At 63.7% G+C, this 26,802-nt stretch carries 28 protein-coding genes; 15 read left to right on the top strand and 13 right to left on the bottom strand.

The window, feature by feature from the left end:
• Positions 1 to 12 precede the first annotated feature (12 nt).
• From ACH196_RS09365 to ACH196_RS09380, 4 genes are all read left to right on the top strand, one after another.
• Positions 13 to 1,071: an ABC transporter ATP-binding protein gene (locus tag ACH196_RS09365; protein ID WP_396646613.1), complete on the top strand. Its 1,059-nt coding sequence runs from the start codon at positions 13 to 15 to the stop codon at positions 1,069 to 1,071.
• Between the two features lie 45 nt (positions 1,072 to 1,116).
• Entirely contained in the window at positions 1,117 to 1,866 is a 750-nt protein-coding gene (locus ACH196_RS09370) for a ribonuclease activity regulator RraA (protein WP_396646614.1), read from the top strand.
• Positions 1,867 to 1,934: 68 nt separating this feature from the next.
• Positions 1,935 to 2,432, top strand: coding sequence for a 2,4'-dihydroxyacetophenone dioxygenase family protein (locus ACH196_RS09375; RefSeq protein ID WP_396646615.1), 498 nt, complete (start codon positions 1,935 to 1,937; stop codon positions 2,430 to 2,432).
• Between the two features lie 24 nt (positions 2,433 to 2,456).
• Complete coding sequence (locus tag ACH196_RS09380; RefSeq protein WP_396646616.1) at positions 2,457 to 3,218, top strand: SDR family NAD(P)-dependent oxidoreductase; 762 nt, start codon at positions 2,457 to 2,459, stop codon at positions 3,216 to 3,218.
• A 17-nt stretch (positions 3,219 to 3,235) separates the two neighbouring features.
• On the opposite strand, the gene ACH196_RS09385 is transcribed toward ACH196_RS09380, so the two are convergent.
• From ACH196_RS09385 to ACH196_RS09420, 8 genes are all read right to left on the bottom strand, one after another.
• The gene (locus ACH196_RS09385) at positions 3,236 to 4,723 is read right to left on the bottom strand and encodes an FAD-dependent monooxygenase (RefSeq protein WP_396646617.1); all 1,488 of its coding nucleotides are present in this window, start codon (positions 4,721 to 4,723) and stop codon (positions 3,236 to 3,238) included.
• Positions 4,724 to 4,847: 124 nt separating this feature from the next.
• A complete protein-coding gene (locus ACH196_RS09390; protein WP_396646618.1) occupies positions 4,848 to 5,276 on the bottom strand; it encodes a hypothetical protein in 429 nt (142 codons plus the stop codon).
• A gap of 116 nt (positions 5,277 to 5,392) precedes the next feature.
• A complete protein-coding gene (locus ACH196_RS09395) occupies positions 5,393 to 5,602 on the bottom strand; it encodes a hypothetical protein (RefSeq protein WP_396646619.1) in 210 nt (69 codons plus the stop codon).
• A 491-nt stretch (positions 5,603 to 6,093) separates the two neighbouring features.
• Positions 6,094 to 7,401 carry an alpha/beta hydrolase gene (locus ACH196_RS09400; RefSeq protein ID WP_396646620.1) on the bottom strand — a complete coding sequence of 436 codons (1,308 nt, stop codon included), beginning with the start codon at positions 7,399 to 7,401 and terminating at the stop codon, positions 6,094 to 6,096.
• Positions 7,402 to 7,613: 212 nt separating this feature from the next.
• A complete protein-coding gene (locus tag ACH196_RS09405) occupies positions 7,614 to 8,183 on the bottom strand; it encodes an OmpA family protein (protein ID WP_396646621.1) in 570 nt (189 codons plus the stop codon).
• 25 nt (positions 8,184 to 8,208) lie between these two features.
• Entirely contained in the window at positions 8,209 to 8,634 is a 426-nt protein-coding gene (locus ACH196_RS09410; protein ID WP_396646622.1) for a cysteine rich repeat-containing protein, read from the bottom strand.
• A gap of 91 nt (positions 8,635 to 8,725) precedes the next feature.
• Complete coding sequence (locus ACH196_RS09415; RefSeq protein WP_396646623.1) at positions 8,726 to 9,250, bottom strand: hypothetical protein; 525 nt, start codon at positions 9,248 to 9,250, stop codon at positions 8,726 to 8,728.
• A gap of 125 nt (positions 9,251 to 9,375) precedes the next feature.
• A complete protein-coding gene (locus ACH196_RS09420; protein ID WP_396646624.1) occupies positions 9,376 to 11,010 on the bottom strand; it encodes a hypothetical protein in 1,635 nt (544 codons plus the stop codon).
• A 259-nt stretch (positions 11,011 to 11,269) separates the two neighbouring features.
• On the opposite strand from ACH196_RS09420, the gene ACH196_RS09425 reads away from it, so the two are divergent.
• The 3 genes from ACH196_RS09425 to ACH196_RS09435 all read left to right on the top strand — a co-directional run bounded on the left by ACH196_RS09425 (position 11,270) and on the right by ACH196_RS09435 (position 13,058).
• Positions 11,270 to 12,055: a hypothetical protein gene (locus ACH196_RS09425; protein ID WP_396646625.1), complete on the top strand. Its 786-nt coding sequence runs from the start codon at positions 11,270 to 11,272 to the stop codon at positions 12,053 to 12,055.
• A gap of 157 nt (positions 12,056 to 12,212) precedes the next feature.
• The gene (locus ACH196_RS09430) at positions 12,213 to 12,518 is read left to right on the top strand and encodes a hypothetical protein (protein ID WP_396646646.1); all 306 of its coding nucleotides are present in this window, start codon (positions 12,213 to 12,215) and stop codon (positions 12,516 to 12,518) included.
• 324 nt (positions 12,519 to 12,842) lie between these two features.
• On the top strand, positions 12,843 to 13,058 hold the full coding sequence (locus ACH196_RS09435) for a hypothetical protein (protein WP_396646626.1): 216 nt from the start codon (positions 12,843 to 12,845) through the stop codon (positions 13,056 to 13,058).
• Between the two features lie 300 nt (positions 13,059 to 13,358).
• Here ACH196_RS09435 and ACH196_RS09440 read toward each other — a convergent pair whose 3' ends face one another.
• From ACH196_RS09440 to ehuB, 5 genes are read right to left on the bottom strand one after another with little or no spacing between them, the layout of a single operon-like run.
• The gene (locus ACH196_RS09440; RefSeq protein ID WP_396646627.1) at positions 13,359 to 14,090 is read right to left on the bottom strand and encodes a GntR family transcriptional regulator; all 732 of its coding nucleotides are present in this window, start codon (positions 14,088 to 14,090) and stop codon (positions 13,359 to 13,361) included.
• Positions 14,087 to 14,866, bottom strand: a complete 780-nt coding sequence (ehuA, locus tag ACH196_RS09445) for an ectoine/hydroxyectoine ABC transporter ATP-binding protein EhuA (RefSeq protein WP_396646628.1) — start codon at positions 14,864 to 14,866, stop codon at positions 14,087 to 14,089. Before ehuA ends, ACH196_RS09440 begins: the two co-directional genes overlap by 4 nt.
• The gene (gene ehuD / locus ACH196_RS09450) at positions 14,863 to 15,522 is read right to left on the bottom strand and encodes an ectoine/hydroxyectoine ABC transporter permease subunit EhuD (RefSeq protein WP_396646629.1); all 660 of its coding nucleotides are present in this window, start codon (positions 15,520 to 15,522) and stop codon (positions 14,863 to 14,865) included. Before ehuD ends, ehuA begins: the two co-directional genes overlap by 4 nt.
• Positions 15,519 to 16,247 (bottom strand): ectoine/hydroxyectoine ABC transporter permease subunit EhuC, encoded by a 729-nt coding sequence (ehuC, locus tag ACH196_RS09455; RefSeq protein ID WP_396646630.1) that lies wholly within the window; start codon positions 16,245 to 16,247, stop codon positions 15,519 to 15,521. The genes ehuD and ehuC overlap by 4 nt, the downstream gene beginning before the upstream one ends.
• Positions 16,248 to 16,305: 58 nt before the next feature.
• Positions 16,306 to 17,175: an ectoine/hydroxyectoine ABC transporter substrate-binding protein EhuB gene (ehuB, locus tag ACH196_RS09460; RefSeq protein ID WP_396646631.1), complete on the bottom strand. Its 870-nt coding sequence runs from the start codon at positions 17,173 to 17,175 to the stop codon at positions 16,306 to 16,308.
• A gap of 224 nt (positions 17,176 to 17,399) precedes the next feature.
• Here ehuB and ACH196_RS09465 point away from each other — a divergent pair, with 224 nt between their 5' ends.
• The 8 genes from ACH196_RS09465 (at position 17,400) to ACH196_RS09500 (ending at position 26,508) form a co-directional block, all read left to right on the top strand.
• Positions 17,400 to 18,548 (top strand): M24 family metallopeptidase, encoded by a 1,149-nt coding sequence (locus ACH196_RS09465; protein ID WP_396646632.1) that lies wholly within the window; start codon positions 17,400 to 17,402, stop codon positions 18,546 to 18,548.
• Between the two features lie 75 nt (positions 18,549 to 18,623).
• Positions 18,624 to 19,613, top strand: a complete 990-nt coding sequence (eutB, locus tag ACH196_RS09470) for a hydroxyectoine utilization dehydratase EutB (protein WP_396646633.1) — start codon at positions 18,624 to 18,626, stop codon at positions 19,611 to 19,613.
• A complete protein-coding gene (locus ACH196_RS09475) occupies positions 19,610 to 20,602 on the top strand; it encodes a cyclodeaminase (protein ID WP_396646634.1) in 993 nt (330 codons plus the stop codon). Before eutB ends, ACH196_RS09475 begins: the two co-directional genes overlap by 4 nt.
• Positions 20,603 to 20,633: 31 nt before the next feature.
• Positions 20,634 to 21,827 (top strand): ectoine hydrolase DoeA, encoded by a 1,194-nt coding sequence (gene doeA, locus ACH196_RS09480; protein ID WP_396646635.1) that lies wholly within the window; start codon positions 20,634 to 20,636, stop codon positions 21,825 to 21,827.
• A 107-nt stretch (positions 21,828 to 21,934) separates the two neighbouring features.
• Positions 21,935 to 22,927, top strand: a complete 993-nt coding sequence (gene doeB, locus ACH196_RS09485; RefSeq protein WP_396646636.1) for a N(2)-acetyl-L-2,4-diaminobutanoate deacetylase DoeB — start codon at positions 21,935 to 21,937, stop codon at positions 22,925 to 22,927.
• A 46-nt stretch (positions 22,928 to 22,973) separates the two neighbouring features.
• Complete coding sequence (locus ACH196_RS09490; protein WP_396646637.1) at positions 22,974 to 23,465, top strand: Lrp/AsnC family transcriptional regulator; 492 nt, start codon at positions 22,974 to 22,976, stop codon at positions 23,463 to 23,465.
• Positions 23,466 to 23,597: 132 nt separating this feature from the next.
• Complete coding sequence (locus ACH196_RS09495) at positions 23,598 to 25,091, top strand: NAD-dependent succinate-semialdehyde dehydrogenase (RefSeq protein ID WP_396646638.1); 1,494 nt, start codon at positions 23,598 to 23,600, stop codon at positions 25,089 to 25,091.
• Between the two features lie 37 nt (positions 25,092 to 25,128).
• On the top strand, positions 25,129 to 26,508 hold the full coding sequence (locus ACH196_RS09500) for an aspartate aminotransferase family protein (RefSeq protein WP_396646639.1): 1,380 nt from the start codon (positions 25,129 to 25,131) through the stop codon (positions 26,506 to 26,508).
• The last annotated feature ends 294 nt before the right edge of the window (positions 26,509 to 26,802 follow it).

Consider the following 26,802-nt stretch of genomic DNA (forward strand, 5'->3'; position numbering starts at 1 on the left):
TGGAGATCATCAGTGGGATCAGTATCGATCAGGGACGCCCGAAAAGCCTATGGCGCCGTGGAAGTGCTGCACGGGGTTTCGGTCGACATCACCGACGGCGAGTTCGTCGTGCTCGTCGGCCCGTCCGGCTGCGGCAAGTCGACCTTGCTGCGCATGCTGGCGGGGCTGGAGGACATCAGTTCGGGCGAGATCGCCATCGACGGGCGAGTGGTCAATGCCGTCCAGCCCAAGGAACGCGATATCGCCATGGTGTTCCAGAGCTACGCGCTCTATCCGCACATGACGGTCGAGCAGAACATGGGTTTTTCGCTAAAACTCGCCCGCGCGCCGAAGGAGGAGATCCGCCAGCGCGTGGCGAAGGCGGCGCAGATGCTCAGCCTAGAAAACTACCTGAAGCGCTATCCGCGCCAGCTTTCCGGCGGCCAGCGCCAGCGCGTCGCCATGGGCCGCGCCATGGTGCGCAATCCGAAGGTCTTTCTGTTCGACGAGCCGCTGTCCAACCTCGACGCAAAGCTCAGGGTGCAGATGCGTTCGGAAATCAAGCAGAACCACCAGCGGCTGAAGACCACCACCGTCTATGTCACCCATGACCAGATCGAGGCGATGACCATGGCAGATCGCATCGTCGTCATGCATGACGGCATCGTCGAGCAGGTCGGCACGCCATTGGAGCTCTACGATTTTCCGGCAAACCTGTTCGTCGCCGGCTTCATCGGCTCGCCGGCCATGAATGTGCTGAAGGGCAGGATCGTCGAGGGCCGCTTCGTTCCCGCTGCCGGTGTGGCGATAGCCGTCCCGTCGCTCGGAGGTCGGCACGAAGGCGAGACGATCAGCCTCGGCGTGCGGCCGGAGCATCTTTCGCTCGATACGAACGGGCTGGCGGCCGAGATCCTGACGGTGGAGCCGATGGGTTCCGAGACGCAGGTGCTGATGCGGCTGGCCGGCCACGACATCGTCGGCGTGTTCCGCGAGCGCATTCGCCAGAAGCCCGGCGAGACGCTGCTCGTGTCGATGTCGCCGGAGCATCTGCACCTGTTCGACGCTGCCGGCCAGCGTATCGCGACGACCTGAAACCGGCCGCGCCCAACCATCTTACTCCAACATCGAGGTTCTTCCGTGCAATCCCCCTCAGATATCAAGGACATCGTCCGCCCGCCCCGCCATCTCTCCGACGCGCTTGCCGCCATCGGCACCGCCACCGCCAGCAGTGAGCTCAGCCTGATGGGCATCCGCGACCCGCATATCCACGGGCCGATGCCGCTCAAATCCGGCCGCTCCGTGGCCGGCCCGGCGCTGACGCTGCAGATGATGCCGAAGCGCGAGGACCTTTACGGCGCCAACGAATACGACAATCCGGAGCTGCAACTGCACCGCCACGTGCTCTATCCCGCACAGGCCGGCGACATGGTGGTGGTCGACGCGCGCGGCGACATGGCGAGCGGCATCTTTGGCGAGATGATGCTGACCTTCTTTGCCGGCCGCAAGGGCGCCGGCGTCGTCGTCGACGGCTGCATCCGCGATTCGGCAAAAGCTAGGGAACTCGACCTCGGCATCTGGGTGAAAGGCGTGACGCCAAACTACCACGCGCAGACCAGCCTCATTCCCTTCGCGGTCAATGTGCCGGTCGCCTGCGGCGGCGCGCTGGTCATGCCCGGCGACATCATCGTCGCCGATGACGATGGCGCGGTAGTGGTGCCCGTTGCGCTGGCGCCCGAACTCATCGAGCGGGCGAGCGAGCATGCCGAGTGGGAGGAGTTCTCGCGTTTCCGCCTGTCGCAGGGCGGCGACCTGCGCAAATATTACCCGCTGACGGCGGCGGTGCAGGACGAATACATCGCCTGGCGCAACGCGCAGGACAAGGCGTGATCCAGGCTGCGGGTTGCCGCCGGCCCGCGCATCCGGCACCTTGATCGCTCACATCAGGGAGACGAGGTATGTACAAGAACATGGCGGGGTCGGCGCATCGGCTTGCCCCGCCCGAGATCGCGGTGAAGGCCGAGCCGGACGACGAGCGGGTCTGGGTGCCGCAGGCCGACCGCGTGTGGTTCCGGCCGCTGATGCTCAACACGCTGCAGGGCCAGTGGTGCAACCTGTTGCGTGTGCGCCGCGCCGGAGTTCTGTCGCGGCACCTGCATCCCAACCCGGTGCACGGCTATGTCATCAAGGGAAGGTGGCATTATCGCGAGCACGACTGGATCGCCGAGACGGGCTCCTATGTGTTCGAGCCGCCGGGCGAGATCCATACGCTGCTGGTGCCGGAGGACTGCTCCGAGATGATCACCTTCTTCAACATCACCGGCTCGATGGTCTATCTCGACGAGAACAACAAGCACGTCGGCTATGAGGACGTGTTCACCAAGATCGACATGTGCCGCGCGCATTACGAAAGCGTCGGGCTGGGAGCCGACTATGTCGACCAGTTTGTCCGTTGAGCGGAAATGGCCGAGGACGGCACCATGAGCGAGGCTGACGCGGATTACCAATGGGCGTCCGGCTGGTTTACCGGCAGGAGCGTGCTGGTGACCGGCGGTACGTCGGGTATCGGCGCGGGTGTGGCGCGCGCCTTCCTGCGCGCCGGTGCGACTGTGACCGCGACCGGCGTGGCGCAGGCCGAAATCGACGTGCTGGCCGACGACGCCGATTTGAGCGGAGCGTCGCTGAAAAAACTCGACGTGCGCGATGACGAGGCCGTCAAGGCGCTCGTGAGTGGACTGGGCGAACTCGACATCGTCGTGAACTGCGCCGGCATCATCCGGCGCGGCGAGGAGCTCGACCCAAAAGTGTTCGACCAGGTGGTCGACATCAATCTCGGCGGCACGATGCGGGTCTGCGCCGCTGCCCGGATGCTCCTGGCGCGGTCGGGGCAGGGCGCCATCGTCAACCTCGCCTCGATGCTGTCGATCTTCGGCGGAGGCCTCGTGCCGGGCTACGCGGCGAGCAAGGGCGGCATCTCGCAGCTCACCAAATCGCTGGCCATCGCCTATGCCGGCGACCCGATCCGGGTGAACGCTGTCGCGCCGGGATGGATCGAGACGCCGCTGACCGCAGCGTTGCGCGACGATCCGGCCCGCTCCGGCCCGATCCTGGCGCGCACTCCGCTGAAGCGCTGGGGCAAGCCGCAGGATATTGCCGGTGCGGTGCTGTTTCTGTGCTCGCCGGTCGCGTCCTTCATCACCGGCACGACGCTGGTCGTCGACGGCGGCTACTCGATCACCTGAATGAAGATTGCCGGGCTTTATCTCGCGTCCGGCCGCAGCGCGCGAAGATAGTCGGCCAGCACCGCGATGTTGCCCTCGCGGGTAGCCGCGGCGAGGTAGCCGTCAGGCCGGGCAAGCCACAATCCGCCGTCATGCAGTGTCGGCCGCACCTTGGGATCGAGCAGGTCCGGAAACTCCCGGCACAGCCGGTTGGCATCCTCTCCGGCTTCCGCGAACAGCGTGAAGCGCGGTGCATCGCCGACAGTCCAGCGGGCGCCATCCGCCGCCGGCGGGATACGTTCGCCCGGTCCCGGCCCGCCATGGCCGCCGGTATCCGGCCCGTTGAGCGGACTGCCGGGATAGCCGATCGACACTTCCGTCAGCTTCTCCGCCATCGCCTCGCGCAGCGGCCTCAGGCCGAGCAGCATATGGCCGACCGTGTTGCGCATCGTCTGCAGGATGGGGTTGCGCAGTGTCGCGATGGCCGTCAGCCGGCCCGCATCGGCAAGCACCTGGTCGCCGATCGCACTGCGCTCGCTCGAATAGCTGTCCAGAAGTGCATCGGGGCTGCATATATCCCGGCAGACCAGCGCCAGTTTCCAGGCGAGGTTGAAGGCGTCCTGCATGCCGGTGTTCATGCCCTGGCCGCCGGCGGGGCTGTGCACATGGGCGGCGTCGCCGGCGAGGAAGACGCGGCCCCTGCGATAGTCGCGCACCTTGCGTTCGTTGATCCGGAAGGCCGACAGCCAGATCGGGTCGGACACGGTAATGCCACCCGGCCCGCGCCGGTCAGTGATTTCCTGGATCTGCTGCAAGGTCGGATCTGCGGGCTTTGGCCCCTTTGCTTCGCCCAGATCGGCGATGACCCGGTAGCGGTTGGCCGTGATCGGGAAGAATACGAGCACGCCTTCGCGGTGCAGATGGATATTCAACTCGGGAGGATCGTTGCGCATCCCCGAAACATGGATGTCGGCCAGCACGAAATCGTTCTGGATCGTATTGCCCTGGAACTCCAGGCCGAGCCCATGGCGGACCGTACTGTGCGCGCCATCGCACCCGGCCAGCCAGTCGCTCTCGACGGTTTCCTCGCGGCCGTCCGGGTGCCGCAGCACCGAGACGACCTTTTCGCCTGTCTCTTCGAACCGCACCAGCTCGACCTGGCGCTCCACCGTGATGCCGAGGCTTTCGAGCCGCTCTCCCAAAACCCGCTCCGTCTCGGATTGCGGCACCATCAGCGCATAGGGATAGGGTGTGTCGACGACATCGAGGCGGATGTGGGCAATTGAGGCGCTGCCCGACCACATGTTGGCCGTGACGACCTTCTGGCCTGCGGCGAGGAAATCGTCGACCGGCGCCAATTGCTGGAGCAGTTCCAGCGTGCGCGGCCAAAGCACCAGCGCCTTCGACCTGTCGGTGCGCTGCGCCGCCTTGTCGACCACGCGCACCGATATGCCAAAGCGCACCAGCTCCGACGCCATCGTCAGGCCGACCGGCCCGGCACCCGCCACGAGAACCTGCAACCCCATGCCGTCCCCCAGAATGACCTGCAAAGTCACTACGGACCGGAGCGTTATCCGATCGCCGCAGAAGTCACCACCTTGCCGTTGAAACGCTGACGGCGACGCGGTCCGGCGTCCGCTGCAAGCCGTGCTACTTCAGATCGGAAGCTTCACATTTCGCATAGGTATAGGTTACGTCCGGAAACGACGGATCGGAGCGTTCCAGCGTGCCGTCCGGCAACAGCTTGAAGGACACCGACGTGCTGCTGAACATGAGCGAGTCGGCACATTCGAGCAGCGCGGTGAAGTGATCCTTCTCCGATTTCACCCGCTCGACCGTGCACGTTGCCTGAGGTGCGATGACCTTCTTGCCCTCGATGATGAGGCCGGTGCTGGTGGACGAATCACGATCAATGAATTCGACGTTCTTTCCTGCCAGCTTGAAGACGTCGCTGCATTGCATCGTGCCGGTCATCACCCATGCACCCTGAGCGTCTCCCATGCCGGCCGCGCCCGCGCCGCCGCAAAGGGCGGCCAACGCCACCGTCATCGCCGATGTCCTGAGAATTCGCTTTTTCATCCGCAGTCCCATCCCTGTGTTCAGGCTTCACGTCACGATAGTGGGGCAGGGTTATGCCAACGTAAATGCCAATCGACAAAAGACGCGCGGAAGCCGGCATCCACAACGGTAAGATCTTATTCTCTGGCCCTGCGGCGAACACCGCCGATCTGTTGCGGTGACAATTGAACCACTTGCGCAGTGGGCTTCGCGAACTCAGCGGCTATGACGGATTCCAGCAGCACGTCGAGTTTCTCGCACATTTTGCGGCTCGCTTCGTCGTTACCCCGCAGGTAGTGGTACGCCCGATCCAAATGCAGCCGCGCGGCGGAAAAATCGCTTCTCATAGGCACCTCCTGATCGCCGCCCGCAATCCTCGTCTACGAATCGGACGTGGCCAAAACCTCAATATCCACACGTGGATTTGATTCAAATCCGCGGGTTTTACTGCCGAATGTCAGCGCCATCGTCGGGCGCGACGGCGGAGGCAAGCATCACGATCGACAACGCGACATGATTTCGCTCCCACCCGGCCTCGACAGCCATTTCGATAAGGCGGCTGATCGATGGCTCGAGCGCAAAGCGGCACTCATGGGGGTATTGCGGATCGGATGGGGTATGGGTCGGTGAATTGATCCTGTTGCCGCTCGACATGCCACGCTTTGAGGTTGTCCCCGCCCCAAGCGCCAACAATCCTACGGTTACGGCTTTGCGGTCAAGCTGGCGGTTGTCTTCGGCTTCGCCGGGACAACTTGCAGCGTTGGTCGAGCAGTCAGCCCCGAGGCGGCGTCCACCGGACAGGCGTGGCCGTCGCTTACCCCGCTCGCGGCGGAACGCCCTATCGGTTGCAGCCGGCTTTTCGCTGGCTGTCCGTTCCGTCGCAATTCCTGCTCGGCGCCTTGTTGCCGGCGATTCCGGTCGGAGTATCTATGCCCAGTGAATCCACGTGATTGGCGTAATTTTCGCGGGTGTTCTGGTCGAGGACGGCGACAGGGGCGGAAATCGCCAGGCCCGCCGCGGTTCCGGCCGCCGCCGCCGCGCCCGCCGTCGCCGCCACGATCGAATCGCCCAGCCCGACCCGATTGTCCGTCAGCGTCTGTCCGCTCGACAGGCGGGTGCCGATGAGTTCCACGATCTGAGGAGATTCCGCGAACTTGCTGTGATGAAGATCGTCGCCGGCCTTGATATCGGTAAGGTCGACTACGGTTATCTTATTGTCGCTGAGTTCGGTCTTGTAGGGCTCCTGCGTGGGATCGATGGCGCCCAGCCGCGAGACGTTGCCCCAGACGCGCTTCGACACGGCAAGGGCGCGGTCATCACGCGAGACGAACAGCGTGAATTGCGGATGCGGGTCGCCCATGTCGACGATCTGCGAGCGGAAGACGTCGACGTCGACATCCGGCGCGGCCAGCATGACGTTCTTGAATTTCGGCGGCAGGCGGCCGTTGCGGATCGCCATCTGCCGCAGCGATTCCAGCGCCAGCCAGTTCCCCATCGAATGCGCCAGCACGTTGACTTCCTTGATTTTCGGATCCTTCGCAAGATACTGGAACAGGTTTTCGAGGGCGTTGCGCGTGTAATTGGTGCTTTCGCGGTCGTAGCCATAGGCGAGCAGGCTGCCGCGCGACGGCCAGGTGACCAGCACAGGGACGCTGTGCGCACCGGAGTCGTTGACGATCTGCGCGAAGCGATAGACCGAATCCTCGAAGCGGTTGTTGAAGCCGTGGATGAAGACCAGCACGCTACGATCCGGGCTCTTTGCAACGGCGTTGTTCAGCCAGACTTCCGCTCCTTTGCGATCGACTTCAGCAGCCTTGATGACGGCAAAATCGGTTGCGGGATTGGGCGGCAATTTCTTCGGCCAGGCCACCTCGCCGACCTTGCGGACATTGTTCGGCGGGATCGAGACCGTGATTTCCGCGAAGGCCGCGGTGGGCGCGCGCTCCCCGCTGAACATCTCCCCGGGGTTGGCCGCGTGGCTGCGGGTCGTCGTCACGATCATCTCCACCTTGCTGGCGGAGGGTTCGGTTTCGGCCACCGGCGTCAGCACGCCCTTCGGACGGTCGGCGCAGCCGGAAAGTTGCAGACCCCCGACAAGCAGGACACACGCGACAATTCGAGCATGGAAAGGCCAGTACCGGCTCATCGTCGTCCCACTATCCCCGTACGCGCTACTTTTCGAGACAGCCGTCGCAGGCGCGGTGCTCGTCTGCTGCAAGTCATAGCCCAACGACCAACAAAGGACCATGACAAACGAACGAACTGACATGCCTGCCGAGAAACAACATGGCGGCAGGAAAGCACCTGCCGCTCATGTCTCGATCTCTTCGCCAAGCCCGTTCGTTTCGGCGTGGCTGATTACTCCGCCAGCCCGAGATTGATCAACTGGACCCGCCGGTTGACCGCCGCTTTCGGGTCGGTGGACGCGAGCGGCAACTCCTGCCCCACGCCGACCGCGACCAGGTGATTCGCCGGCACCGCGAATGTGGTCGCTAAGGCCTCCATGATGGCGTCGGCGCGCTTCATGCTGAGCTCGAGATTGTGCTGCGCGCTGCCGGTGGCGCTGGTGTGCCCGACGACCAGGAACTTGTAGTGGCGCAGCAGCGGATGGTGGAGCGCGTCCGCGATCAGCCCGATGGTGCGATAGGATTTCGGCTCGATGGCAATCGAATCGTTCTCGAAATCGATCTCGACCGCAAACTGCGGAAGTTGTGCAAGCTGGTTCCAGTGCGGCAGGCCGGCGACGCCTTTTCCGACATTGGCATTCGCTTCCTGCAACAGGATAGCGACGTCGACGACCGGGGCGGCTCCCTTGACCTTGCCAAGGCTGGCGATCAATTGGTGGTCGCTGAGTTGCTGAGCCTCGGCGGAACCGGCGAAGACGGTAACGGCCAGCGTCAAGCCGGCAAGAATTCGACGAAGGGACATTTCGGTTCTCCTCTTGCGGTCCTGCTCAGCGCCAACCGGCATCGGTTATCGCCTGGTTGCACTTGCCGCCGTCTATACGTGTGGTCTTGATGAGGCACTGGAGGATATGTGCCTCGCCCTTGACCCCCTTGCATATTGTCGCCGCGTCGCCGCCGCACACCTTGAACACGACGGCTTGCGCCGCCAGCCTTTGTTCAATTGAGGCGGTGACGCTGGCCAGCGTCGACGTGCAGGTCGGCGAGACCTTCGCCTGATGACGTTCTAGGCAGCTCTGGATCTGATTGTTGCCGAGATTGACGCCGCTGCAGAGTTTCTTGATGTCCGCTCCGCAGTCCTTGGCCAGCACTGTCGCGGCGTCGGCGAAGCTTATGGTCTGCGCCTGGGCGACGCCCATTGCGCCGAAAGCGGCCATCAGCACCGCTCCTGCAAATATGTTAAGTCGTCTCGCCATTGATGGCTCCCTCAGTTGCGTTGGTGTTACGTGTTTGTCTGGACGTTGGCGTCGCAGCGGATCGTTGTCTGCCGCCGATCCCTTCCGGCCGCTAGTACATGACCGCGCGCCTGAACGAGCGTCTCGCGACGCCGGCATAGGACACGGGCGTCAGGGGCATGCCGATGATGTCGATGAAGACAGAAACGTCGGTTCCCTTTTCGGGCATTTCACCGCTGACCACCTTCACCGTATAGCTGAGCTTGTCGCCATTCAGTTCCGGCTGCTCCAGGACGACCACCACCTGCCGGAGTTCGCCTCCTTCCAGGATCGAAAGGTCGGCATTCGGCGGATCGGAAAGGAAGCTGTCCTTTCCCTTGCTCCAGAACGGGATGAAGGCGGCCGTCTTCATGTTGCCGGCGACCCGTTCCGGGCGATCCGAAAAGAACAGCGTCGTTCCGCCGACGCCTTCCAGCGTCAGTTTGCTCGTCGCCTTGTCGAAGCTCATCGCGTCGGCGGTCTGGACGAACAGAAAATCCGCTATCGTATCGGCCGCCAGCGCATCTCGTGTGTTCAGCACGCCGGCCGTTGCCGCGAGAGCGGAAGCGGTCAGCAAAAGTTTCCGTCGTGTCGTCATGTTTTTCTCCCGACGCGTTCCACAAGCAATATCGTTGCCTGGAGTGACGTTGGGGCATTGGCGGCGGGCACGGAAGGTAAGTAACTGTATCCTACGGGGAGATCGTGGTCAGTCGGGCGGCACCCTCAATCGGGGATGTCCAAGCCGGCTTTCCTTAGCGAAGCGATGAAAAACGCCACATTCTCGGGGTTTGCGAAGCGCATCGAGATTTCTTTCCTCGCATTCTCGATCAGCCCCGGCGCGTTCTGTTCGAGCCAGGCGCGTTCTCGGTCTGCTTCGGCCTTATGACCTCCTTCGCCGAAGATCGCGGCCGCGATCGCATGATAATTCGCGTTGCCGGGGGCGCTCACCTTCCTGATCCACATTGCCGCCTGCGCATTGTCGCCGCGGAAATAGGAGCAAAGCGCGAGCGCCGACTCGTAGTAGGAGAGCGGCCCCGGATTGCGTTCGCGCACTTCCGCCACCAGGGGGCATCCTTCGTCCCAGTTTCCGGACAGCGCCAGCCGGTATCCGTACTCGCCAACGAGTTCGGTGTCGTTCGGGTTTATGGCCATGGCTTGCTTGCCCACGGCCAGCGCCGCGTCGATCTCGCCGCCGAGATAGAGTGCGATCATTTCCGCTTGCAGGCCGCGGATGTTGAGCGGGTCGAGGCTCACGGCCCGCCTTGCCGCGGCAAGCGCGCGCTCGATCGAGGCGGCTGACGAGGCGTCGAATGGAAAGCGGAACCGAATCCCGTCGATGTAGGTCTGCGACAGGAGCCCCCAACCCGTCGCATAGTTCGGGAAGCGTTCCACCGCCTTCTCCAGGCAGGCGCGCACCGCCGGATAGGCCTTCGCGTCGAGATCCGTTCGATATGCATAGTAGGAAAGCGTACAGGAATAGGCGGCCCAGTCGTCCGGCGGGTTGTCGGCATGGATCGCGGCGTCGGCCTGGAAGATAACGCCATAGGTCTGGGCCAGGCTTGTCGCGACGTTGCGGGCGATATCGGCCTGGGCTTGAAGCAGTTTGCCGACATCCATGCCGCCGTCATAGCTGTTCGCCCACAGCACCGAGCCGTTGCTGCGATTGATCAACCTGACGCGCAGACGGAACGCGTCCGCCAACAGGCTGACACTTCCGGCGAGGACGAATCTTGGCTGCTCGGCGGCTGTGCCCGGTTCGGTCGATTCGATGACGACGATGTCCTTGAATTTGGCGAGGTGGCCGATGACCTCCTGCGTCAGCCCACTCGCCACCGCAGCGGACATTTCCGTTCCCGACAGATCCTCGAACGGCTCGACGAGCAATCGCGGTATTTCCGGCGCGGTCGCGCGCAGATTTACCGGCACCAACTCGAACGCCAGAACGGCCAGCGCCGCGACAAGCGCGGCGAGAATCACGGTCAGCCACGATGCATTGCTCCACCGCGCGGGCTTGGGACGTTCCACTGTTTCCGGAACGGGCGGCGGCGTGATCTCGACGGCGACCGGACGCGGTCGCGACGAAAATGTGGGGACGTAGGCGCCCTTCGGGATGGTTATCAGGATCGGGTCGGACTGGCCGGCGGTCAGATAGTACCGCTCCAGCGACCGGCGCAGGTGGCCAGCCTCGATGCGGACGATCGGATCGGTCTGCGGGTCGAAGGAAGCGTCGCGGCCGAAAACCTCCACGGCGATCGAATAGGCCTTGATCCGGTTAGCGCGCCCGGACAGCGTCTCCTCGACGACATAACCGAGGAAGCGCTGCTCGCGGGCGGTGGCGTCGAAGTCGGAGCTTTTCAAAATCCGCTGAAGTTGGCTGCGACAATCCTCAACGGGGGGATCGAATTCCCTCAGCGCGGATGGTTCCGCCTGGACCACAACACACCCCCATGTGTTGACAGCATGATAACCGCTGTCTGCGCATTTCTGTTCGGCGACCGGGTTTAGACCACGTAATTTACATGCATCTGCTGGTCCTAGGCAACCGTGTGCGCGTAACTTGCGCGGACGGATGGTCGTTATACGATTGCGGATGGAATCACAGATTGGAGACAGGACAATGAAAGCCGCTATCGCATGCAGCCTTCTGTGGGGGAGCCTCCTCGTCTCCGCCGCGAGTGCCGCCGACGCCGTTTCGCCGATGACCCCTGAAGCCAAGACGACGACGACCGAATCGGGATGGACGTTTACGGTAGCTCCCTACTTCTGGGCAGCCGGCCTCTCTGGCGAGACGGGTGTGTTCGGCCTCCCGCCCGTCGATATCGATTTCAGCTTCGGCGATATTTTCGATGACCTGGACTTTGCCGCCATGGCGATCGGCGAGGCGCGGTACGACCGCTACAGTATCTTCGGCGATATCATCTATTCGAAGATATCGTCCGGCGCCGACACACCAAGGGGTATCCTGGCGGACAGTGTCGATGTGACGTCGGAGACGTTCGCCGGGCTACTGGGCGCGGGCTACGCGATCCTCGACGGTCCTTCCGGTCGGTTGGATGTGGTTGGCGGCGTTCGCGTCTGGTCGGTCGACACCGACATTTCCTTTGATGGCGGCATTCTGGACGGCCGCTCCCCCAGCGACGGTGCGACCTGGGTGGACGGGCTGGTCGGTGTCCGGGGTAACTACTATTTCACGCCGGAAATCTATCTGACCGGTTGGGGGCTGGTCGGCGCCGGTGGGGCCGATGTCGACTGGGATGTCGCGGCGGGTTTGGGCTATCGCTTCAACGATCGTTTTTCCATGGTGGCGGGATATCGGGCACTCGGCGTCGACTACAGCGACGATGGCTTTGTCTTCGATGTCGTCCAGCAAGGTCCGATCTTTGGGCTTGTCGTTAATTTCTGATCCGAGTGAGCGGGCAGGGCGGCGATCGAACGCCGATCTAGTCTGGCGAATCGAACGTCGCACCTGGTCGGCTGCGAGAGGACTATCGAATCGAAAATGCGATCGCGCAAAAGGCCGTCGCGCGGGTCTGGGGGATTCAAAGGCTGGTGTCTGGAGGATGGTGCGTGTGGGAGCAGAAAACAGACCGGTAGTCAGGGAACGGGCATTCTCGGCGGCTACGCGTCGGTTTCCGAACGCCGAATTTGCGATCCGCAAATTGATGAGCCACAGCGAAGTTTTCTGCGACATATGCGAGGAACTCGCCGAGGCGGAACTGGCCCTTGCCCGCGTTCCGGAAACCCCGGCTGCAGTTCATGAAGCCAGAAGGACCGAATGGCAGGAACTGGTGGATCGCCTTGTCGCCGAACTGGGAACCGCGCTGAGGGAAGGCCAGATGCGGCACCCGCTTGCTGGCCCGCGGTAAGATGATTTGCAGGCCAAAATTCCTTCTCCACGAAGCGGAGATCTACGGCGGCAAGCTGGGGGCGCAATGATGATCTGCGTCACGCTCGGGGATCACGCGATGGAGGCCCATGAGGCGGCCCGTCAGAAGATGATACCAAAACGGTCGCTCAGTTCTCAGGCGGCCCGCTGCAGGACACCGAAATGTCTCGATTCCGCTTCTGTCCCTGTCGATTCCGCCATTTTTGTTCCGCATGTTTCACGATGAACTCACGGCATGTCCTTTTTAATTGCTGTTGCGACCGTCCGGGGTCATGATCGGTACGGGGCAATAGGGGGAACTGGCATGTGGATACGGCTTACAGCGACTGACGGGCATCCCGTCAGCTTGAACTCGAAACATCTCGTGGCGTTGCGCGACCATGGCGATCGAACCATCGTCACGCATTGCAACGGCGAGGTGCTCGTGGAGGAGAGCCAGACGGCAATCCTGGCAGCTCTGCGGCTGCGCGGCACTCACCGAACCAACGTGGCCAATCACGGTTTCACCGGCATTCAGTAGCAAACGACCGCTTCGGTCAGCCGGTTGACATCAAGCGGCACGACGACAGGGCGTCGTGCCGACTTGCCCAACGGTTCTGCTTCTTGCTGCGTCAAGGAGACGCCGTAACCTTGTTGGCTGTTTCTTGCGCGGCGCACATCTTCGCCCGCGTCTGGTATTGGCCGCCGCCTGAGCACGCCTTAGCGCCCATAGGGCGAGGCAGGACGGCAAACATGGATAGCATCATGTTTGCCCGTCGAACGGTCAGTGGGAATCCAGGCCCAAGCGGATCTTCACCGGCGCCGCCAATGGCCGTCTTGTTCAGCGGTCGTCTTCACCATCGCCGGAGTGGCCCGCGTGACGCATCATGCGGCGAAAACTCATGGAGATATGCGCCCGCCTGATATGGCCGATCGAGTCCCAGTCGCCGATCTCCGCCGCGGCAAGGACCTCCTCCATCTCGCGGCGGAAGGCAGTGAACTCCTCGACGAGGCCGAGCTGCGGCATCATCTTCAGCACGACGCGCGCCACCTGGAAATACAGCCTTTCGCTGATCTCGCGTAGCGGCTGGTTGCCGGTCATCGCGTTCATTTCCAGGAAAAAATCCATGTTCAGGCGCAGGAAGGTGCGCTGATCGGCATCGCGCAGAGCAGTGTCGCACCGCTTGATCAGGGCACGAATGCGGTCGAGATCGGCCGCCGTGCGCGGGATCGGCGAGAGCTTGCCGACCAGCAGGACCAGTTCCAGGCGTAGATGATAGACCTGCTGCAGCTCCTCGATGTCGACATCGGTCACGATGGTGCCTACGCCATGCACCGATTGAACCAGGCCTTCCGATTCCAGCCGCGTCAGGACGCGGCGGAGCGGCGTGCGGCTGATCTGGAACTCCTGGGCCAGCTCTTCCTCGGAAAGATGGCTTCCCGGAAGATAGTCGAGCAGGCAGATGCGGTCGCGCAGGATCCTGTAGATACGCTCGGAGCGTTCCCGTGCCGAAGGCGGGCGTGGCGCTGCCACGGTCTCCGTCCTGGTCGCGCTGTCCGCCTCAAGCGTCATCCGGCCTCCAGGACCGCATGCAGGAACTGCCGCGTCCGTTCGTTCTTCGGCGCGCTGAAGAGTTCTTCCGGCGGTCCCTGCTCGCAGATCTTGCCCTGGTAGAAGAAGCAGACCCGGTCGGAGAACTCCTTGGCAAAACCCATCTGGTGCGTGACCATCAGCATGGTGAGATCGTGCTCGCGTCCGATCTGCCGTATCACCTGCAGCACTTCGCCGACAAGCTCCGGATCGAGCGCCGAGGTGACCTCGTCGAACAGCATGATTTTTGGCCGCATGGCGAGCGCCCGGGCGATCGCCACGCGCTGCTGCTGGCCGCCGGAAAGCTGCGCGGGATAATGTCCCTTCTTCTGCGAGAGGCCGACCATGTCGAGGAGTTGGGCGGCCCGCTCTTCGGCTTCCTTCTTCTTCATGCCCAGCACCGTCATCGGCGCCTCGATGCAGTTAGCCATCGCCGTCATATGCGGGAAGAGATTGAACGACTGGAACACCATGCCGATCTTCGCCCGGATTTTCCGGATATGGGCAAGGTCGGCCGGCACCAGTTTGCCGTTGCGCTCCATATGGGTGAGGGGCTCGCCCTCGACCCAGATGACGCCGTCATTGATCGTCTCCAGCGTCATCAGCATGCGCAGCACGGTGGTCTTGCCCGACCCGGACGGACCGATGACGGAAACCTTCTCGCCGCGCGCAATATCGAGATTGAGCCCGTCGAGGACGGTGAACGTGCCATAACGTTTCGACACATTGTCGAAACGGACCATCGGTTGTCCGGTCATCGCGAAGGTCTCCGATTGAGCAGGCGCTCCAGGCCGCGGATGAGCGCGGCCGAAACCAGGCTCATGGCGAGAAAGAACAGGCCGACCAGCGTGATCGGTTCGGTGTAGCGGAACGTCTCGGAGCCGATGATTTTTGCCGTCTGCATCAGCTCCAGCACGGCGATCGCCGACAGCAGCGGCGTCTCCTTGAACAGCGCAACGAGATAGTTTCCGAGGGCCGGCACGATCGGCGGGATGGCTTGCGGGATGATGATGTCGCGGAAGGTCGTCCATGACGACAGGTTGAGCGCGATCGAGGCTTCCCACTGGCCGCGATGGATGTTGTCGAAACCGGCGCGGTAGACTTCCGAGCAATAGGCCGCGTAGTGGATGCCGATGGCAAGCACGCCGGCGGTGAAGGCGTCGAGCACCACGCCGAATTTCGGAAAGACGAAATACAGGAAGAATATCTGGACCAGCAGCGGCGTCGAGCGGATCAGCTCGACCAGCACCGAGATCGTCCAGCCGGTCCACGGCACGGCGATGCGTACCACCGCCAGCACCAGGCCGAGCGATGCGGCGATGGCGAAACCGAGCAGCGTCGCCTCGATTGTGACGATCGCCGCGCGCGCCAGCGTTGGCACGATCTCGAAGGCAAAGGCCCAATCCCAGATCATGCCGCCCGCCCCCGCGCCATTCCGAGCGAGGCGCGCCGTTCGAGAAGCCGCATGCCTATGGTGAGGACCAGCGACATGGCGAGATACATCAGGAGCACGAGGGTGAAGATAGGGATGGTCTTGAACGTGTTCTGGTTCATCTGCTGCGCCTTGAAGGCGAGGTCCGAAAGCGTGATCAGCGAGACCAGCGCGGTCGATTTCAGGAGTTCGATGAACAGATTGCCCCAGGGCGGGATCATGGCAACGAAGGCCTGCGGCAGGATGACCCTGCGCAGCATCTGGGCGCGGCTCATGTTCAACGCGATGCAGCTTTCCCACTGGCCACGCGAGACCGACTGGATTGCGCCACGCACCACTTCCGACCCGTAGGCCCCGACATTCAGGCCGAGCGCCAGGACGGCCACGAGAAACGCGTCGAGCGTGACGCCGAATTGCGGCAGCACGAAAAACAGCCAGAACAATTGCACCAGCGCCGACGTGCCGCGAAAAATCTCGACATAGACGGTCGCCAGCCAGCGCAGCGGCGCCGGGCCGTACAAACGCCCCAGCGCGGCAAGCACGCCCATGATCACGGCGAGCAGCGAGCCGAGCATGGCGATCTCGATCGTCAGAACCGCGCCCTGCAGCAGCCCCGGCAGGAACAGGCTGTATTCTTCCCGGGTCGCCAGCCCGCCGAGGACGGCGAGCGTTGCGACAAGCATGGTAATGAGCGTGCCGATCCCCATCTGCCTCTCCTGAAAAGGGGGACGGCGCGTTCAGCGCCGCCCGACAGCGGGGAGGATGCTACTCGCCAGCGCAGAGCTGCGCAGTGGTCTTGTTCGGCAGATAGTCCTTGCCGAAGCCGAGGGGCTCGACCAGCGCGATATGCTCCGGCGAACCGAGGAATTTTTTCAGTTCGGCATTGAAGGCTTCGAGCAGGTCGGTGTCCTCCTTGCGGAAGCCGAAGCCACCATGGCCCTTCACCGACTTGCCGGCGACTTCGCCGAACGGCGTGGTCGATTCGACGCCGTCGGCCTTCTTCGCCATGTCGGCGATCGACAGCGCCGTCAGCGCCGCGCCGTCGGCCCGGCCCGACTGGACGGCGGCGACCAGGCTCGACTGGTCGGGCAGCGATACGATCTGCTCGGCCGCGACGCCCGCGTCCTTGGCGTAGCCGCCCTCGACCGCGCCGGCCATCACGGCAAGCTTCAGGTCGGGATTGTCCTTGAAGCTCGAATAGTCCTTCACGCCCTTCGGATTGCCCTTCAGCACCAGCATGGCCTGGCCGATGCCGTAGGAAGGCTCCGAAAAATTGATCTCGGCGCAGCGCTTGGGATTGATGAACATGCCGGCGGCGATGATGTCGAAGCGCCCGGCCTTGAGACCGGGAATGAGCGAGCCGAACTCGGTAAGCACGCCGTCGACCTGCGCGATGCCCATCTTGGCGAGCACGGCCTTGGCGACTTCCGGCGCCTCGCCGGTCAGCTTGCCGTCGGGCGTGGCGAAGCCGAACGGCGCCTCGTTGGCGAAGCCGACGCGGATATAGCCGTCCGCCTTGGCCTTTTCGAGCGTGGTCTGCGCCTGGGCCGGCAGCGACATGAACGACGTTGCGGCGAGCGCCAGTGCAGTGGCGGTCTTGACGGCGGTTCGGCGCGATATCGGTGACTTGAACATGCGTTCCCCTTTTCCTTGTTCGTTGATCGGCGCGACCCGGCCGGCGGTTCTCCGGCGCCGGTAGCGAGCTCGCAAAGACGTATACAACTCATCTGGACATGTCGCAAGGTCCGTTGATAATATCTACGGAAATTCAGAGATTGCGCATATGTCGGTTGGCAATCTGCCATCTAGTTGTGCACAATTGGCTTGATTTTTGTGAGACGCCTCGTCGAGGACTGCCGATGGACCGCAATCCCTTTTCAGACGCCGAGATAGTGCGCCGCCTGTCGGCGGTCCGCGCGGCGCTGGCCGAGCGCGAACTGGACGCGGCAATCTTCGCCGCGCCGGAAAACATCTTCTATCTCACCGGGCTCGACCACTGGGGGTACTTCGCGCCGCATCTGCTGATCGTCCCGCTCGACGCAAAGCCGGTTCTCGTCACAAGGGCGATGGAAAAGGTGACGATCGAGACGCAGGTCAAGGCGGCGGAATTCCGCGGTCATTCCGACAGCGAGACAGCGGCCGACCTTGCTGCGCGAGTCCTTGCGGAGCGTAGTCTGATCGGCAAGCGCATCGGCCTCGAATATTGGACGTCCGGGCTGAGCCACGGCCTTGCAGAAAAGCTCGAGGCGCAGGCTTATGCGAAGTGGAGCGATGTCTCCAGTCTGGTCGACGGGATGCGGCTGGTGAAGAGCGCCGAGGAACAGGCGCTGATGCGGCAGGCGGCGAAGGTGACGGACGCCGCCGCAGCCGCCGCGATCGCGGCGATCTCCGACGGCGCCTCGGAGCGGGACGTTGCGGCCGAATGCGTGGCGGCGATGATCCGCGCCGGCGGCCATGCGCCGGGCTTCGGCCCGTTCATAAGGCCGGCGACGCGGCTCGGCGAGGAGCACACGACCTGGGGCTCGGGCGTCTATCGCAAGGGCGAGCCGGTTTTCGTCGAGCTCTCAGGCTGCGTCTCGCGCTATCACGCGCCGCTCGGCCGGCTCATCCGCATCGGCAGTATTAAGGACGAAGACGCCGCGATGGCCGAGATCACGGCAAAGGCGTTCGATGCCGTCGTCAAGGCGCTCAGGCCGGGCGTCAAGGCGCGCGATGTCTATGCCGCCTGGCAGGGCATCGTCGACGAAGCCGGTCTGTGGCACTATCGCCGCCACCACTGCGGCTACCTTGTCGGCATCGGCCAGCCGCCGTCCTGGACCGGCGGCAATTCGGTAACGGGTTTGCGCCACGATTCCGATCTCGAGATCGAGACCGGCATGAGTTTCCACATCCTGTCCTGGCTGATGGGCACTGGACGCGGCGACGATTTCATCTCGAACTGCGTGCTTTTGACCGATCAGGGCGCCGAGGTGCTTACCCGCACGCCCGCCGGCCCGATCGTGCGCTAGCATGACGCGCTGCCCGGCATATTCGATTTTCCGCGACGCGCCTTGGGATGCGCGCAGCCGGCCAATGGTGACGGCATGAACGCGATCACCTTGTCGGAGATAGAGGCTGCACGGCTCCGGATAGAAGGCAAAGTCGAGCCCACGGCGACCGTACCGTCCGCGTCGCTGTCCGAGATCGCCGGCGCTCCGGTCTTTCTGAAGATGGAGCATCGGCAGACGACGGGCAGCTTCAAGCTGCGTGGGGCGTCCAACGCGGTCGCCCGACTGGACGCCAACGCCCGGAGGCGTGGCGTCGTAGCGGCCTCGACAGGCAATCACGGCCGTGCGCTCGCCTATGCGGCGAAACTTGAAGGCGTGCGTGCGGTCATCTGCATGTCGCGGCTGGTGCCAAGCAACAAGATTGCCGAGATACGCCGGCTGGGCGCCGACATCCGCATCGTCGGCGACAGCCAGGACGATGCCCAGGATGAGGCCGACCGGCTCGTCGAAACGGACGGGCTCACCATGGTGCCGCCCTTCGACAATACCGATGTGATCGCGGGGCAGGGCACGCTCGGGCTCGAAATGATGGAGGCCGTGCCCGCCGTCAAAACCGTGCTGGTGCAGCTCTCCGGTGGGGGACTCGCGGCCGGCGTGGCTGCGGCCGTCAAGGGTCTCTCGCCTGCGATCAGGGTCATCGGCGTTTCGATGCAGCGCGGAGCCGCCATGAAGGCGAGCCTCGATGCCGGGCGGCCGATGCTGGTGGAAGAGGTGCCGACATTGGCGGACTCGCTTGGCGGTGGGATCGGGCTGGCGAACCGCTTCACCTTCGGAATGTGCAGGAAGCTGCTCGACGATGTCGTGCTGCTTACCGAGACGGAGATCGCCGCCGGGATCAGGCACGCCTATGCGATGGAGCGTGAGATCGTCGAGGGCGCCGGCGCGGTCGGCATCGCCGCCATTCTCGCTGGGAAGGTGAAGCTTGAGGGGGAAACGATCGTCCTGCTTTCCGGGCGCAACATCGACATGGACCTGCACCGCCGGATCGTCGGGGGAGACTGGGTCGAAGGGAGGGGTGTGGCATGAGCCGGATGACGATTCTGACCGAGGCCGATCTGCGCAGGATCGTAAAACTCGATGGCGACGCGGTCGCCTGCGTGGAAAATGCCTTTCGCGCCTTGGCGACGCTGCCCGTGTTGATGCCGCCGATCATGCGGCTCGACATTCCCGAGCATCGCGGCGAGGTCGATGTGAAGACGGCTTATGTTCCGGGCATCGACGGTTTCGCGATTAAGATCAGCCCGGGTTTTTTCGACAACCCGAAGCTCGGCCTGCCCAGCGTCAACGGCATGATGGTGCTGTTGTCCGCGACGACCGGACTGGTCGAGGCGCTGCTGCTCGACAATGGTTACCTGACCGACATCCGCACGGCCGCGGCCGGCGCGGTCGCGGCCAAACATCTGGCGCGTCCGGACGCCTCTGTCGCGGCCATATTCGGCGCGGGGGTACAGGCACGTCTGCAACTCGAGGCCTTGATGCTAGTGCGCCCGATCGCCGAGGCGCGCATCTGGGCGCGCGATCCGGTCAAGGCCGAGGCCGTGGCCGGAGAGTTGCGCGAGGCGCTCGGGATCGACGTGCGCGCCGAGCCTGATCCCGCCAAGGCGGCTGAAGGCGCTGACATCGTCGTCACCACAACGCCATCGACTGAGCCGATCTTCCAGGTCGGTTGGGTCGCATCGGGCCAGCACATCACGGCGATGGGTTCCGACGCGGAGCACAAGAACGAGATCGCGCCGGCGGTGCTGAAGCTTGCCGACCTCTATGTCGCCGACGCTGCCCGCCAGACGAGGCGGCTCGGCGAACTCCATCACGCCATCGACGCCGGGTTGATCGCCGCCGACGCCGACATCACCGAGCTTGGCCAGGTGATTGCGGGTTTGCGTCCCGGTCGCCGGTCGGCGGATCAGATCACCATTGCCGACCTTACGGGCACCGGCGTGCAGGACACGGCAATCGCCACGCTCGCCCGCGACCGGGCAAGGGCAGCGAATGCCGGCACGATCTTCGAGAGTTGAACAACAGGCCGAACGGCAGGACAGCAAAAGAATGACCACCCCAACACTTCGTTTCAGCCGACAGGAATATGCCGATCGCCTCGACAAGACGCGACGGGCCATGGTGGCGAAGGGCGTCGACCTCCTGATCGTCAGCGATCCCTCAAACATGCACTGGCTGACCGGCTATGACGGCTGGTCCTTCTACGTCCACCAGGCGGTGATCGTACCGCCGCACGGAGAGCCGGTCTGGTACGGCCGCGGCCAGGACGCCAACGGCGCCAGGCGCACGTCCTATCTCGGTGACGGCAATATCGTGCCTTACGCCGATCATTACGTGCAATCGACCGAACGGCACCCGATGGACTATCTCGCCGAGGTTCTGGCCGGGCGGCGCTGGGACCGGCTGACGATCGGTGTCGAGCTCGACAATTACTGGTTTTCGGCTGCGGCCTACCTGTCGCTGCAGAAGCACCTGCCGAACGCCCGCTTCGCCGACGCGACAGCATTGGTCAACTGGCAGCGCGCCATCAAGAGCCCGGCTGAGATCGGCTATATGCGCAAGGCCGCCCGCATCGTCGAGGCCATGCACCGGCGCATCCTCGACAAGATCGAGGTCGGCATGCGCAAATGCGACCTGGTCGCCGAGATTTTTGACGCTGGCACGCGCGGCGTCGACGGTCCGGATGGCCGGTTTGGCGGCGACTATCCGGCTCTTGTACCTTTGCTGCCGTCCGGCGCGGATGCCTCGGCGCCACATCTCACCTGGGACGACAAGCCCATGAAGGCTAACGAGGGCACGTTCTTCGAGATTGCCGGCTGCTACAACCGCTATCACTGCCCGCTGTCGCGCACCGTGTTCCTCGGCAAACCGACTCAGGCTTTCCTCGACGCGGAGAAGGCCATTCTGGAAGGTATGGAAGCCGGCCTCGCCGCTGCCAGGCCGGGGAATGCCTGCGAAGACATCGCCAACGCATTCTTCGCGGTCCTGATGCGATATGGGATCGTCAAGGACAGCCGCACGGGCTATTCGATCGGCCTTTCCTATCCGCCGGACTGGGGCGAGCGCACCATGAGCCTGCGGCCCGGAGATCGCACCGAACTCAAACCCGGCATGACCTTCCATTTCATGACCGGCCTGTGGCTGGAAACAATGGGGATCGAGATCACCGAGTCCATCCTGATCACCGACACGGGCGTCGAATGCCTGGCCGACGTGCCGCGCAAGCTGATGGTGAAGGATTGAGGAGGCAGTGGGCAGTAGGCAGTAGGGAAAGCAGGCACGGCATCTCCGCTCATTCCGTACTGCCTACTGCCCACTGCCTATTACCCGGAGCAAGGAACGACAGGACGATGAAACCCTCTCCCATCTCCCCGACCATCGATCTCGACGGACATGGCGTCCAGCACGGCCACTTGCGTCTGCCCTACAGCCGTGACGATTCGGCCTGGGGTTCGGTCATGATCCCGATCGCCGTGATCCGGAATGGCGATGGGCCGACGGCGCTGCTGACGGGCGGCAATCACGGCGACGAATATGAAGGCCCGCTCGCTCTGTTCGAGCTGGCGTGCACGCTTTCCCCGGAAGAGGTCGGCGGCACGGTGATCATCGTGCCGGCGATGAACTACCCCGCGTTCCGCGCCGGCACGCGAACCTCGCCGATCGACAAGGGCAACATGAACCGGTCCTTCCCGGGCCGCCCGGACGGCACGGTTACGGAAAAGATCGCGGACTTCTTCCAGCGCGAGCTGCTGCCGCGCGCCGATGTCGTTCTCGACTTCCATTCCGGCGGAAAGACGCTCGACTTCCTCCCCTATTGCGCCGCCCACATCCTTGCCGACGAAGCGCTCTCGCAAAGAGCCTTTGCTGCGGTTGAAGCGTTCTCGGCGCCGTGGTCGATGAAGATGCTCGAGATCGACGCGATTGGGATGTACGACACCGCCGCCGAGGATCTCGGCAAGGTCTTCGTCACCACGGAACTCGGCGGCGGCGGCACATCGACGGCGCACACCGTCCGCATCGCCCGCCGCGGCGCCTTGAACGTGCTCAAGCATGCGGGCATTGTGGCGGGCGCTATCGACGCCCAGCCGACACGCTGGCTGGACATGCCGTCCGGCGACTGCTTCTGTTTTGCCGAGGATGACGGCATGATCGAAACGATGGTCGATCTGGGGGAGCCGGTGGCGGCAGGCCAGCTCATTGCCCGTATCCATCCGGTCCTGCGAACCGGGGTTGCACCGCAGGAGATCAGGGCGAAGATGTCAGGGCTGCTCGTGGCGCGGCATTTTCCAGGTCTCGTCAAGTCGGGCGACTGCGCCAGCGTTATCGCGGTCGTTATCGAATGACATCTGGCCATAGCGACGATGCCGCAACCGTGCGAAGCCGGCCGGCATGACATCCGTCCGGCTCGATCCGATTGATCTCCGGATTCTCGACGCCATCCAGCGCGACGGCCGCATCACCAAGCTTGCGCTGGCGGAAAAGGTCGGCCTGTCGCCGACGCCATGCTGGATGCGGCTGAGGAAGCTTGAAAAGGCAGGCATTGTTTCCGGCTATCACGCGAAGATCGCGATGCGGGCCATAGCGCCGATCGCCACCGTTCTCGTCGAGGTGACATTGGGCAGCCATCGCCAGGCCGATTTCGACCGTTTCGAGCGGGCCATCAAGGACATTCCGGAAATCGTTGCCTGCTGGTCGGTGGGCGGCGGCGTGGATTACGTGCTCAAGGTGCTGGCGCGCGACATCGACGCCTACCAGCGGCTGGTCGATGGCTTGCTCGAACGCGAGATCGGCATCGACCGCTATTTCACCTACATCGTCACCAGGACGGTGAAGGAGGAGACGGTTCTGCCGGTGGGCGAGCTGACAAGGACATCTTCGTAGCAGGCGGAGAGTCCGGCTGCGGCGGCAGGCTGAGAAAGACAATCTCTCTGCCGACAAGGGACTAAACAGCCTCTCTATCCACAGCGTCCGGCTATTCTCCCCGACAGCACTCCGCATCGGGAGAAATCGAAAATGTCCGCGCACTTCGCCCGTTCCCACCGCCACGAAGCGCTCGACCGCCTGGTCGACCGCCGGCTCTATCGCGAGCTTGCCTATGTCGACGGCCGCTGGACGGCCGGCGGGAGGGCCGAGAGTTTCGAAGTGACCGACCCCGCCACCGGCGTGACCGTCGCCTTTGTCGCGGCGCTCGACGCAGCACGCACGGCGGGGGCCATCGATGCAGCCTCCCGCGCATTCCCGGCCTGGCGGGCGATGCTGCCGCAAGAGCGGTCGGCAATACTCCGAAAATGGTACGAGCTGATCGTCGCCGCGAAGCAGGATCTGGCGCTTCTGATGACGCTGGAGCAGGGCAAGCCGCTCAGGGAATCGCTGGGTGAAATCGACTATGCGGCGTCCTTCGTCGAATGGTATGCGGAGGAGGCAAAGCGCCTGAATGCGGAGAGCGTCACCAGCCATCTGGCCGGCGCCGAGATGATCGTGCGGCGCGAGCCGCTTGGCGTCGTCGGCGTCGTCACGCCCTGGAATTTCCCGTCGGCGATGCTGACCCGCAAGGCGGCCGCCGCCCTTGCCGCCGGCTGCACCATCGTCGCGCATCCTTCGTCCGAGACGCCGCTTTCGGCGCTGGCGCTCGCGGAACTCGGCGAACGCGCTGGCCTGCTGACGGGCGTGTTCAACGTCGCCACCGGAGACGCCGCGACCATCGTCGGCACGCTCTGCGCGGACGCCCGGGTGCGCGCCCTGAGCTTCACGGGCTCGACCGAGATCGGAAAACGGATTGCCGCGCAATGCGCAACCACCATGAAACGACTGGTGATGGAACTCGGCGGCCACGCACCGCTGATCATTTTTGCCGACGCCGATATCCAAAGGGCGGTTAAGATCGCCGTCGACGCGAAGTTTGCAACGTCCGGGCAGGATTGCCTCGCCGCCAACCGCATCTATGTCCAGAGGCCGGTCTATGAACGTTTCTGTCAGGCTTTTGCCGCGCGCATCGAAACGCTCAAGGTCGCGCACGGCCTGAACGCCGATGCCGACATCGGCCCGCTCATGCACGAACGCGCGGTCCGCAAGGTCGAAGGCCAGGTTGCCGACGCGATTGCCTGCGGCGCGCGCTGCCTTGCCGGAGGCGGTCGCCATGCGGCAGGGCATCTATTCTATCAGCCGACCCTGCTCGCCGATGTGACGGACGATTGCCTGATCATGCGCGAGGAGACGTTCGGCCCGGTCGCCGCCGTCACGCCCTTCGAGACGGAGGAGGAAGTCGTCGCCCGCGCCAACGACAGCGAATACGGACTGGTCGCCTATGTCGTCACCGAAAACGGCGCCCGCCAGTTGCGCATGAGCCGGGCGCTCGACTACGGCATGGTCGCCATCAACCGCGTGAAGATCACCGGCGCTCCGATCCCGTTCGGCGGTGTCAAGCAATCCGGCATCGGCCGCGAAGGCTCGCGGCACGGGATCGAAGCCTTCACCGATCTCAAATATATCTGCCTGGACGTGGCGTAGGACCGCCGAAAAATGTCTTCCTGCAAGGAGTAAAAGAATGCTCGACCAGTCCAACGAACTCGCCGCCTGGGATCGCGACCACTTCTTCCATCCCTCGACCCATATGGGCACGCATGCGCGTGGCGAGTCGCCGACGCGTGTCATAGCCGGCGGCGAGGGGGTCACTATCTGGGATACCAGCGGCCGCAAAAGCATCGACGCCTTCGCCGGCCTTTATTGCGTCAATGTCGGCTACGGCCGTCAGGAGATCGCCGACGCGATCGCCGCCCAGGCGAAGAACCTCGCCTACTACCACGCCTATGTCGGCCACGGCACCGAGGCGTCGATCACGCTTTCCAAGATGATCATCGACCGTGCGCCGCAAGGCATGAGCCGCGTTTATTTCGGCCTGTCCGGCTCCGATGCCAACGAGACCAACATCAAACTGATCTGGTATTACAACAACGTTCTCGGCCGGCCGGAGAAAAAGAAGATCATCTCGCGCTGGCGCGGTTACCATGGCTCCGGCGTCATGACCGGCAGCCTGACCGGGCTTGACCTGTTCCACAACGCCTTCGATCTGCCGCGCGCGCCGGTTCTGCACACCGAGGCGCCATACTACTTCCGCCGCGCCGACCGTTCGATGAGCGAGGAACAGTTTTCGCAATTCTGCGCCGACAAGCTCGAGGAAATGATCCTGGCCGAGGGGCCGGAAACCGTGGCGGCCTTCATCGGCGAGCCCATCCTCGGCACCGGCGGCATCGTGCCGCCGCCGGCCGGCTACTGGTCGAAGATCCAGGCGGTGCTGAAAAAATACGACATCCTGCTGGTCGCAGACGAGGTGGTGACCGGTTTTGGCCGCCTCGGCACGATGTTCGGGTCCGACCACTACGGCATCAAGCCGGACCTCATCACCATCGCCAAGGGCCTGACCTCGGCCTATGCCCCGCTGTCGGGCGTGATCGTCTCGGACAAGGTCTGGCAGGGTCTGGTTCAAGGCTCCGACAAGCTCGGGTCGCTGGGCCACGGCTGGACCTATTCGGCGCATCCGATCTGCGTTGCCGCTGGCGTCGCCAATCTGGAACTGATCGACAGGATGGACCTCGTCACCAATGCCGGCGACACCGGCGCCTATTTCCGGACGGAACTGGCCAAGGCGGTCGGCGGCCACAAGAACGTCGGCGATGTGCGCGGCGACGGCATGCTGGCCGCGGTGGAATTCGTCGCCGACAGGGACGACCGTGTCTTCTTCGACGCTTCCCGCAAGATCGGGCCCCAGGTCGCGGCAGCTCTTGCCGAACGCGGGGTCATCGGCCGCGCCATGCCGCAGGGCGACATCCTCGGCTTCGCCCCGCCGCTCTGCCTCACTCGCGAAGAGGCTGACGTCGTCGTATCGAAGGCCGCCGATGCTATAGAGAGCGTCTTCCACAACGGCTGAAGCCAGTGGCTGTTTATTTTGACCGTCCGCGCCGCCCCTCATCCGCCCTTCGGGCACCTTCTCCCGGTGACGGACGGCTATCGGATTCACAGATTTCACAATCGGGTTGCAACCCGCGTGGCCGAGGAGGATCTTCTGCATCGGCTTTGGTTCGCCCCCAGCGAGGCATGGATTCCCGACACTCTCCGCTCCCTTCGGTCGCTCACGAGGTCGAGAATGACGACCTTCATCTGTGTTTCCGCCAGTCGTCAACGTTGGAGATTAGCCGAAACAGACCATGACTGTCGTCATTCT

Source organism: Mesorhizobium sp. IMUNJ 23232 (assembly GCF_044326205.1).
Taxonomy (GTDB): Bacteria; Pseudomonadota; Alphaproteobacteria; order Rhizobiales; family Rhizobiaceae; genus Kumtagia.

Excerpts from the sequence above, each read along its gene's own strand:
- ACH196_RS09375 (WP_396646615.1), top strand. The coding sequence starts at position 1,935 with ATGTACAAGAACATGGCGGGGTCGGCGCATCGGCTTGCCCCGCCCGAG.
- ACH196_RS09380 (WP_396646616.1), top strand. The coding sequence starts at position 2,457 with ATGAGCGAGGCTGACGCGGATTACCAATGGGCGTCCGGCTGGTTTACC.
- ACH196_RS09385 (WP_396646617.1), bottom strand. The coding sequence starts at position 4,723 with ATGGGGTTGCAGGTTCTCGTGGCGGGTGCCGGGCCGGTCGGCCTGACG.
- ACH196_RS09390 (WP_396646618.1), bottom strand. The coding sequence starts at position 5,276 with ATGAAAAAGCGAATTCTCAGGACATCGGCGATGACGGTGGCGTTGGCC.
- ACH196_RS09395 (WP_396646619.1), bottom strand. The coding sequence starts at position 5,602 with ATGAGAAGCGATTTTTCCGCCGCGCGGCTGCATTTGGATCGGGCGTAC.
- ACH196_RS09400 (WP_396646620.1), bottom strand. The coding sequence starts at position 7,401 with ATGAGCCGGTACTGGCCTTTCCATGCTCGAATTGTCGCGTGTGTCCTG.
- ACH196_RS09405 (WP_396646621.1), bottom strand. The coding sequence starts at position 8,183 with ATGTCCCTTCGTCGAATTCTTGCCGGCTTGACGCTGGCCGTTACCGTC.
- ACH196_RS09410 (WP_396646622.1), bottom strand. The coding sequence starts at position 8,634 with ATGGCGAGACGACTTAACATATTTGCAGGAGCGGTGCTGATGGCCGCT.
- ACH196_RS09415 (WP_396646623.1), bottom strand. The coding sequence starts at position 9,250 with ATGACGACACGACGGAAACTTTTGCTGACCGCTTCCGCTCTCGCGGCA.
- ACH196_RS09425 (WP_396646625.1), top strand. The coding sequence starts at position 11,270 with ATGAAAGCCGCTATCGCATGCAGCCTTCTGTGGGGGAGCCTCCTCGTC.
- ACH196_RS09430 (WP_396646646.1), top strand. The coding sequence starts at position 12,213 with ATGGTGCGTGTGGGAGCAGAAAACAGACCGGTAGTCAGGGAACGGGCA.
- ACH196_RS09435 (WP_396646626.1), top strand. The coding sequence starts at position 12,843 with ATGTGGATACGGCTTACAGCGACTGACGGGCATCCCGTCAGCTTGAAC.
- ACH196_RS09440 (WP_396646627.1), bottom strand. The coding sequence starts at position 14,090 with ATGACGCTTGAGGCGGACAGCGCGACCAGGACGGAGACCGTGGCAGCG.
- ehuA (WP_396646628.1), bottom strand. The coding sequence starts at position 14,866 with ATGACCGGACAACCGATGGTCCGTTTCGACAATGTGTCGAAACGTTAT.
- ehuD (WP_396646629.1), bottom strand. The coding sequence starts at position 15,522 with ATGATCTGGGATTGGGCCTTTGCCTTCGAGATCGTGCCAACGCTGGCG.
- ehuC (WP_396646630.1), bottom strand. The coding sequence starts at position 16,247 with ATGGGGATCGGCACGCTCATTACCATGCTTGTCGCAACGCTCGCCGTC.
- ehuB (WP_396646631.1), bottom strand. The coding sequence starts at position 17,175 with ATGTTCAAGTCACCGATATCGCGCCGAACCGCCGTCAAGACCGCCACT.
- ACH196_RS09465 (WP_396646632.1), top strand. The coding sequence starts at position 17,400 with ATGGACCGCAATCCCTTTTCAGACGCCGAGATAGTGCGCCGCCTGTCG.
- eutB (WP_396646633.1), top strand. The coding sequence starts at position 18,624 with ATGAACGCGATCACCTTGTCGGAGATAGAGGCTGCACGGCTCCGGATA.
- ACH196_RS09475 (WP_396646634.1), top strand. The coding sequence starts at position 19,610 with ATGAGCCGGATGACGATTCTGACCGAGGCCGATCTGCGCAGGATCGTA.
- doeA (WP_396646635.1), top strand. The coding sequence starts at position 20,634 with ATGACCACCCCAACACTTCGTTTCAGCCGACAGGAATATGCCGATCGC.
- doeB (WP_396646636.1), top strand. The coding sequence starts at position 21,935 with ATGAAACCCTCTCCCATCTCCCCGACCATCGATCTCGACGGACATGGC.
- ACH196_RS09490 (WP_396646637.1), top strand. The coding sequence starts at position 22,974 with ATGACATCCGTCCGGCTCGATCCGATTGATCTCCGGATTCTCGACGCC.
- ACH196_RS09495 (WP_396646638.1), top strand. The coding sequence starts at position 23,598 with ATGTCCGCGCACTTCGCCCGTTCCCACCGCCACGAAGCGCTCGACCGC.
- ACH196_RS09500 (WP_396646639.1), top strand. The coding sequence starts at position 25,129 with ATGCTCGACCAGTCCAACGAACTCGCCGCCTGGGATCGCGACCACTTC.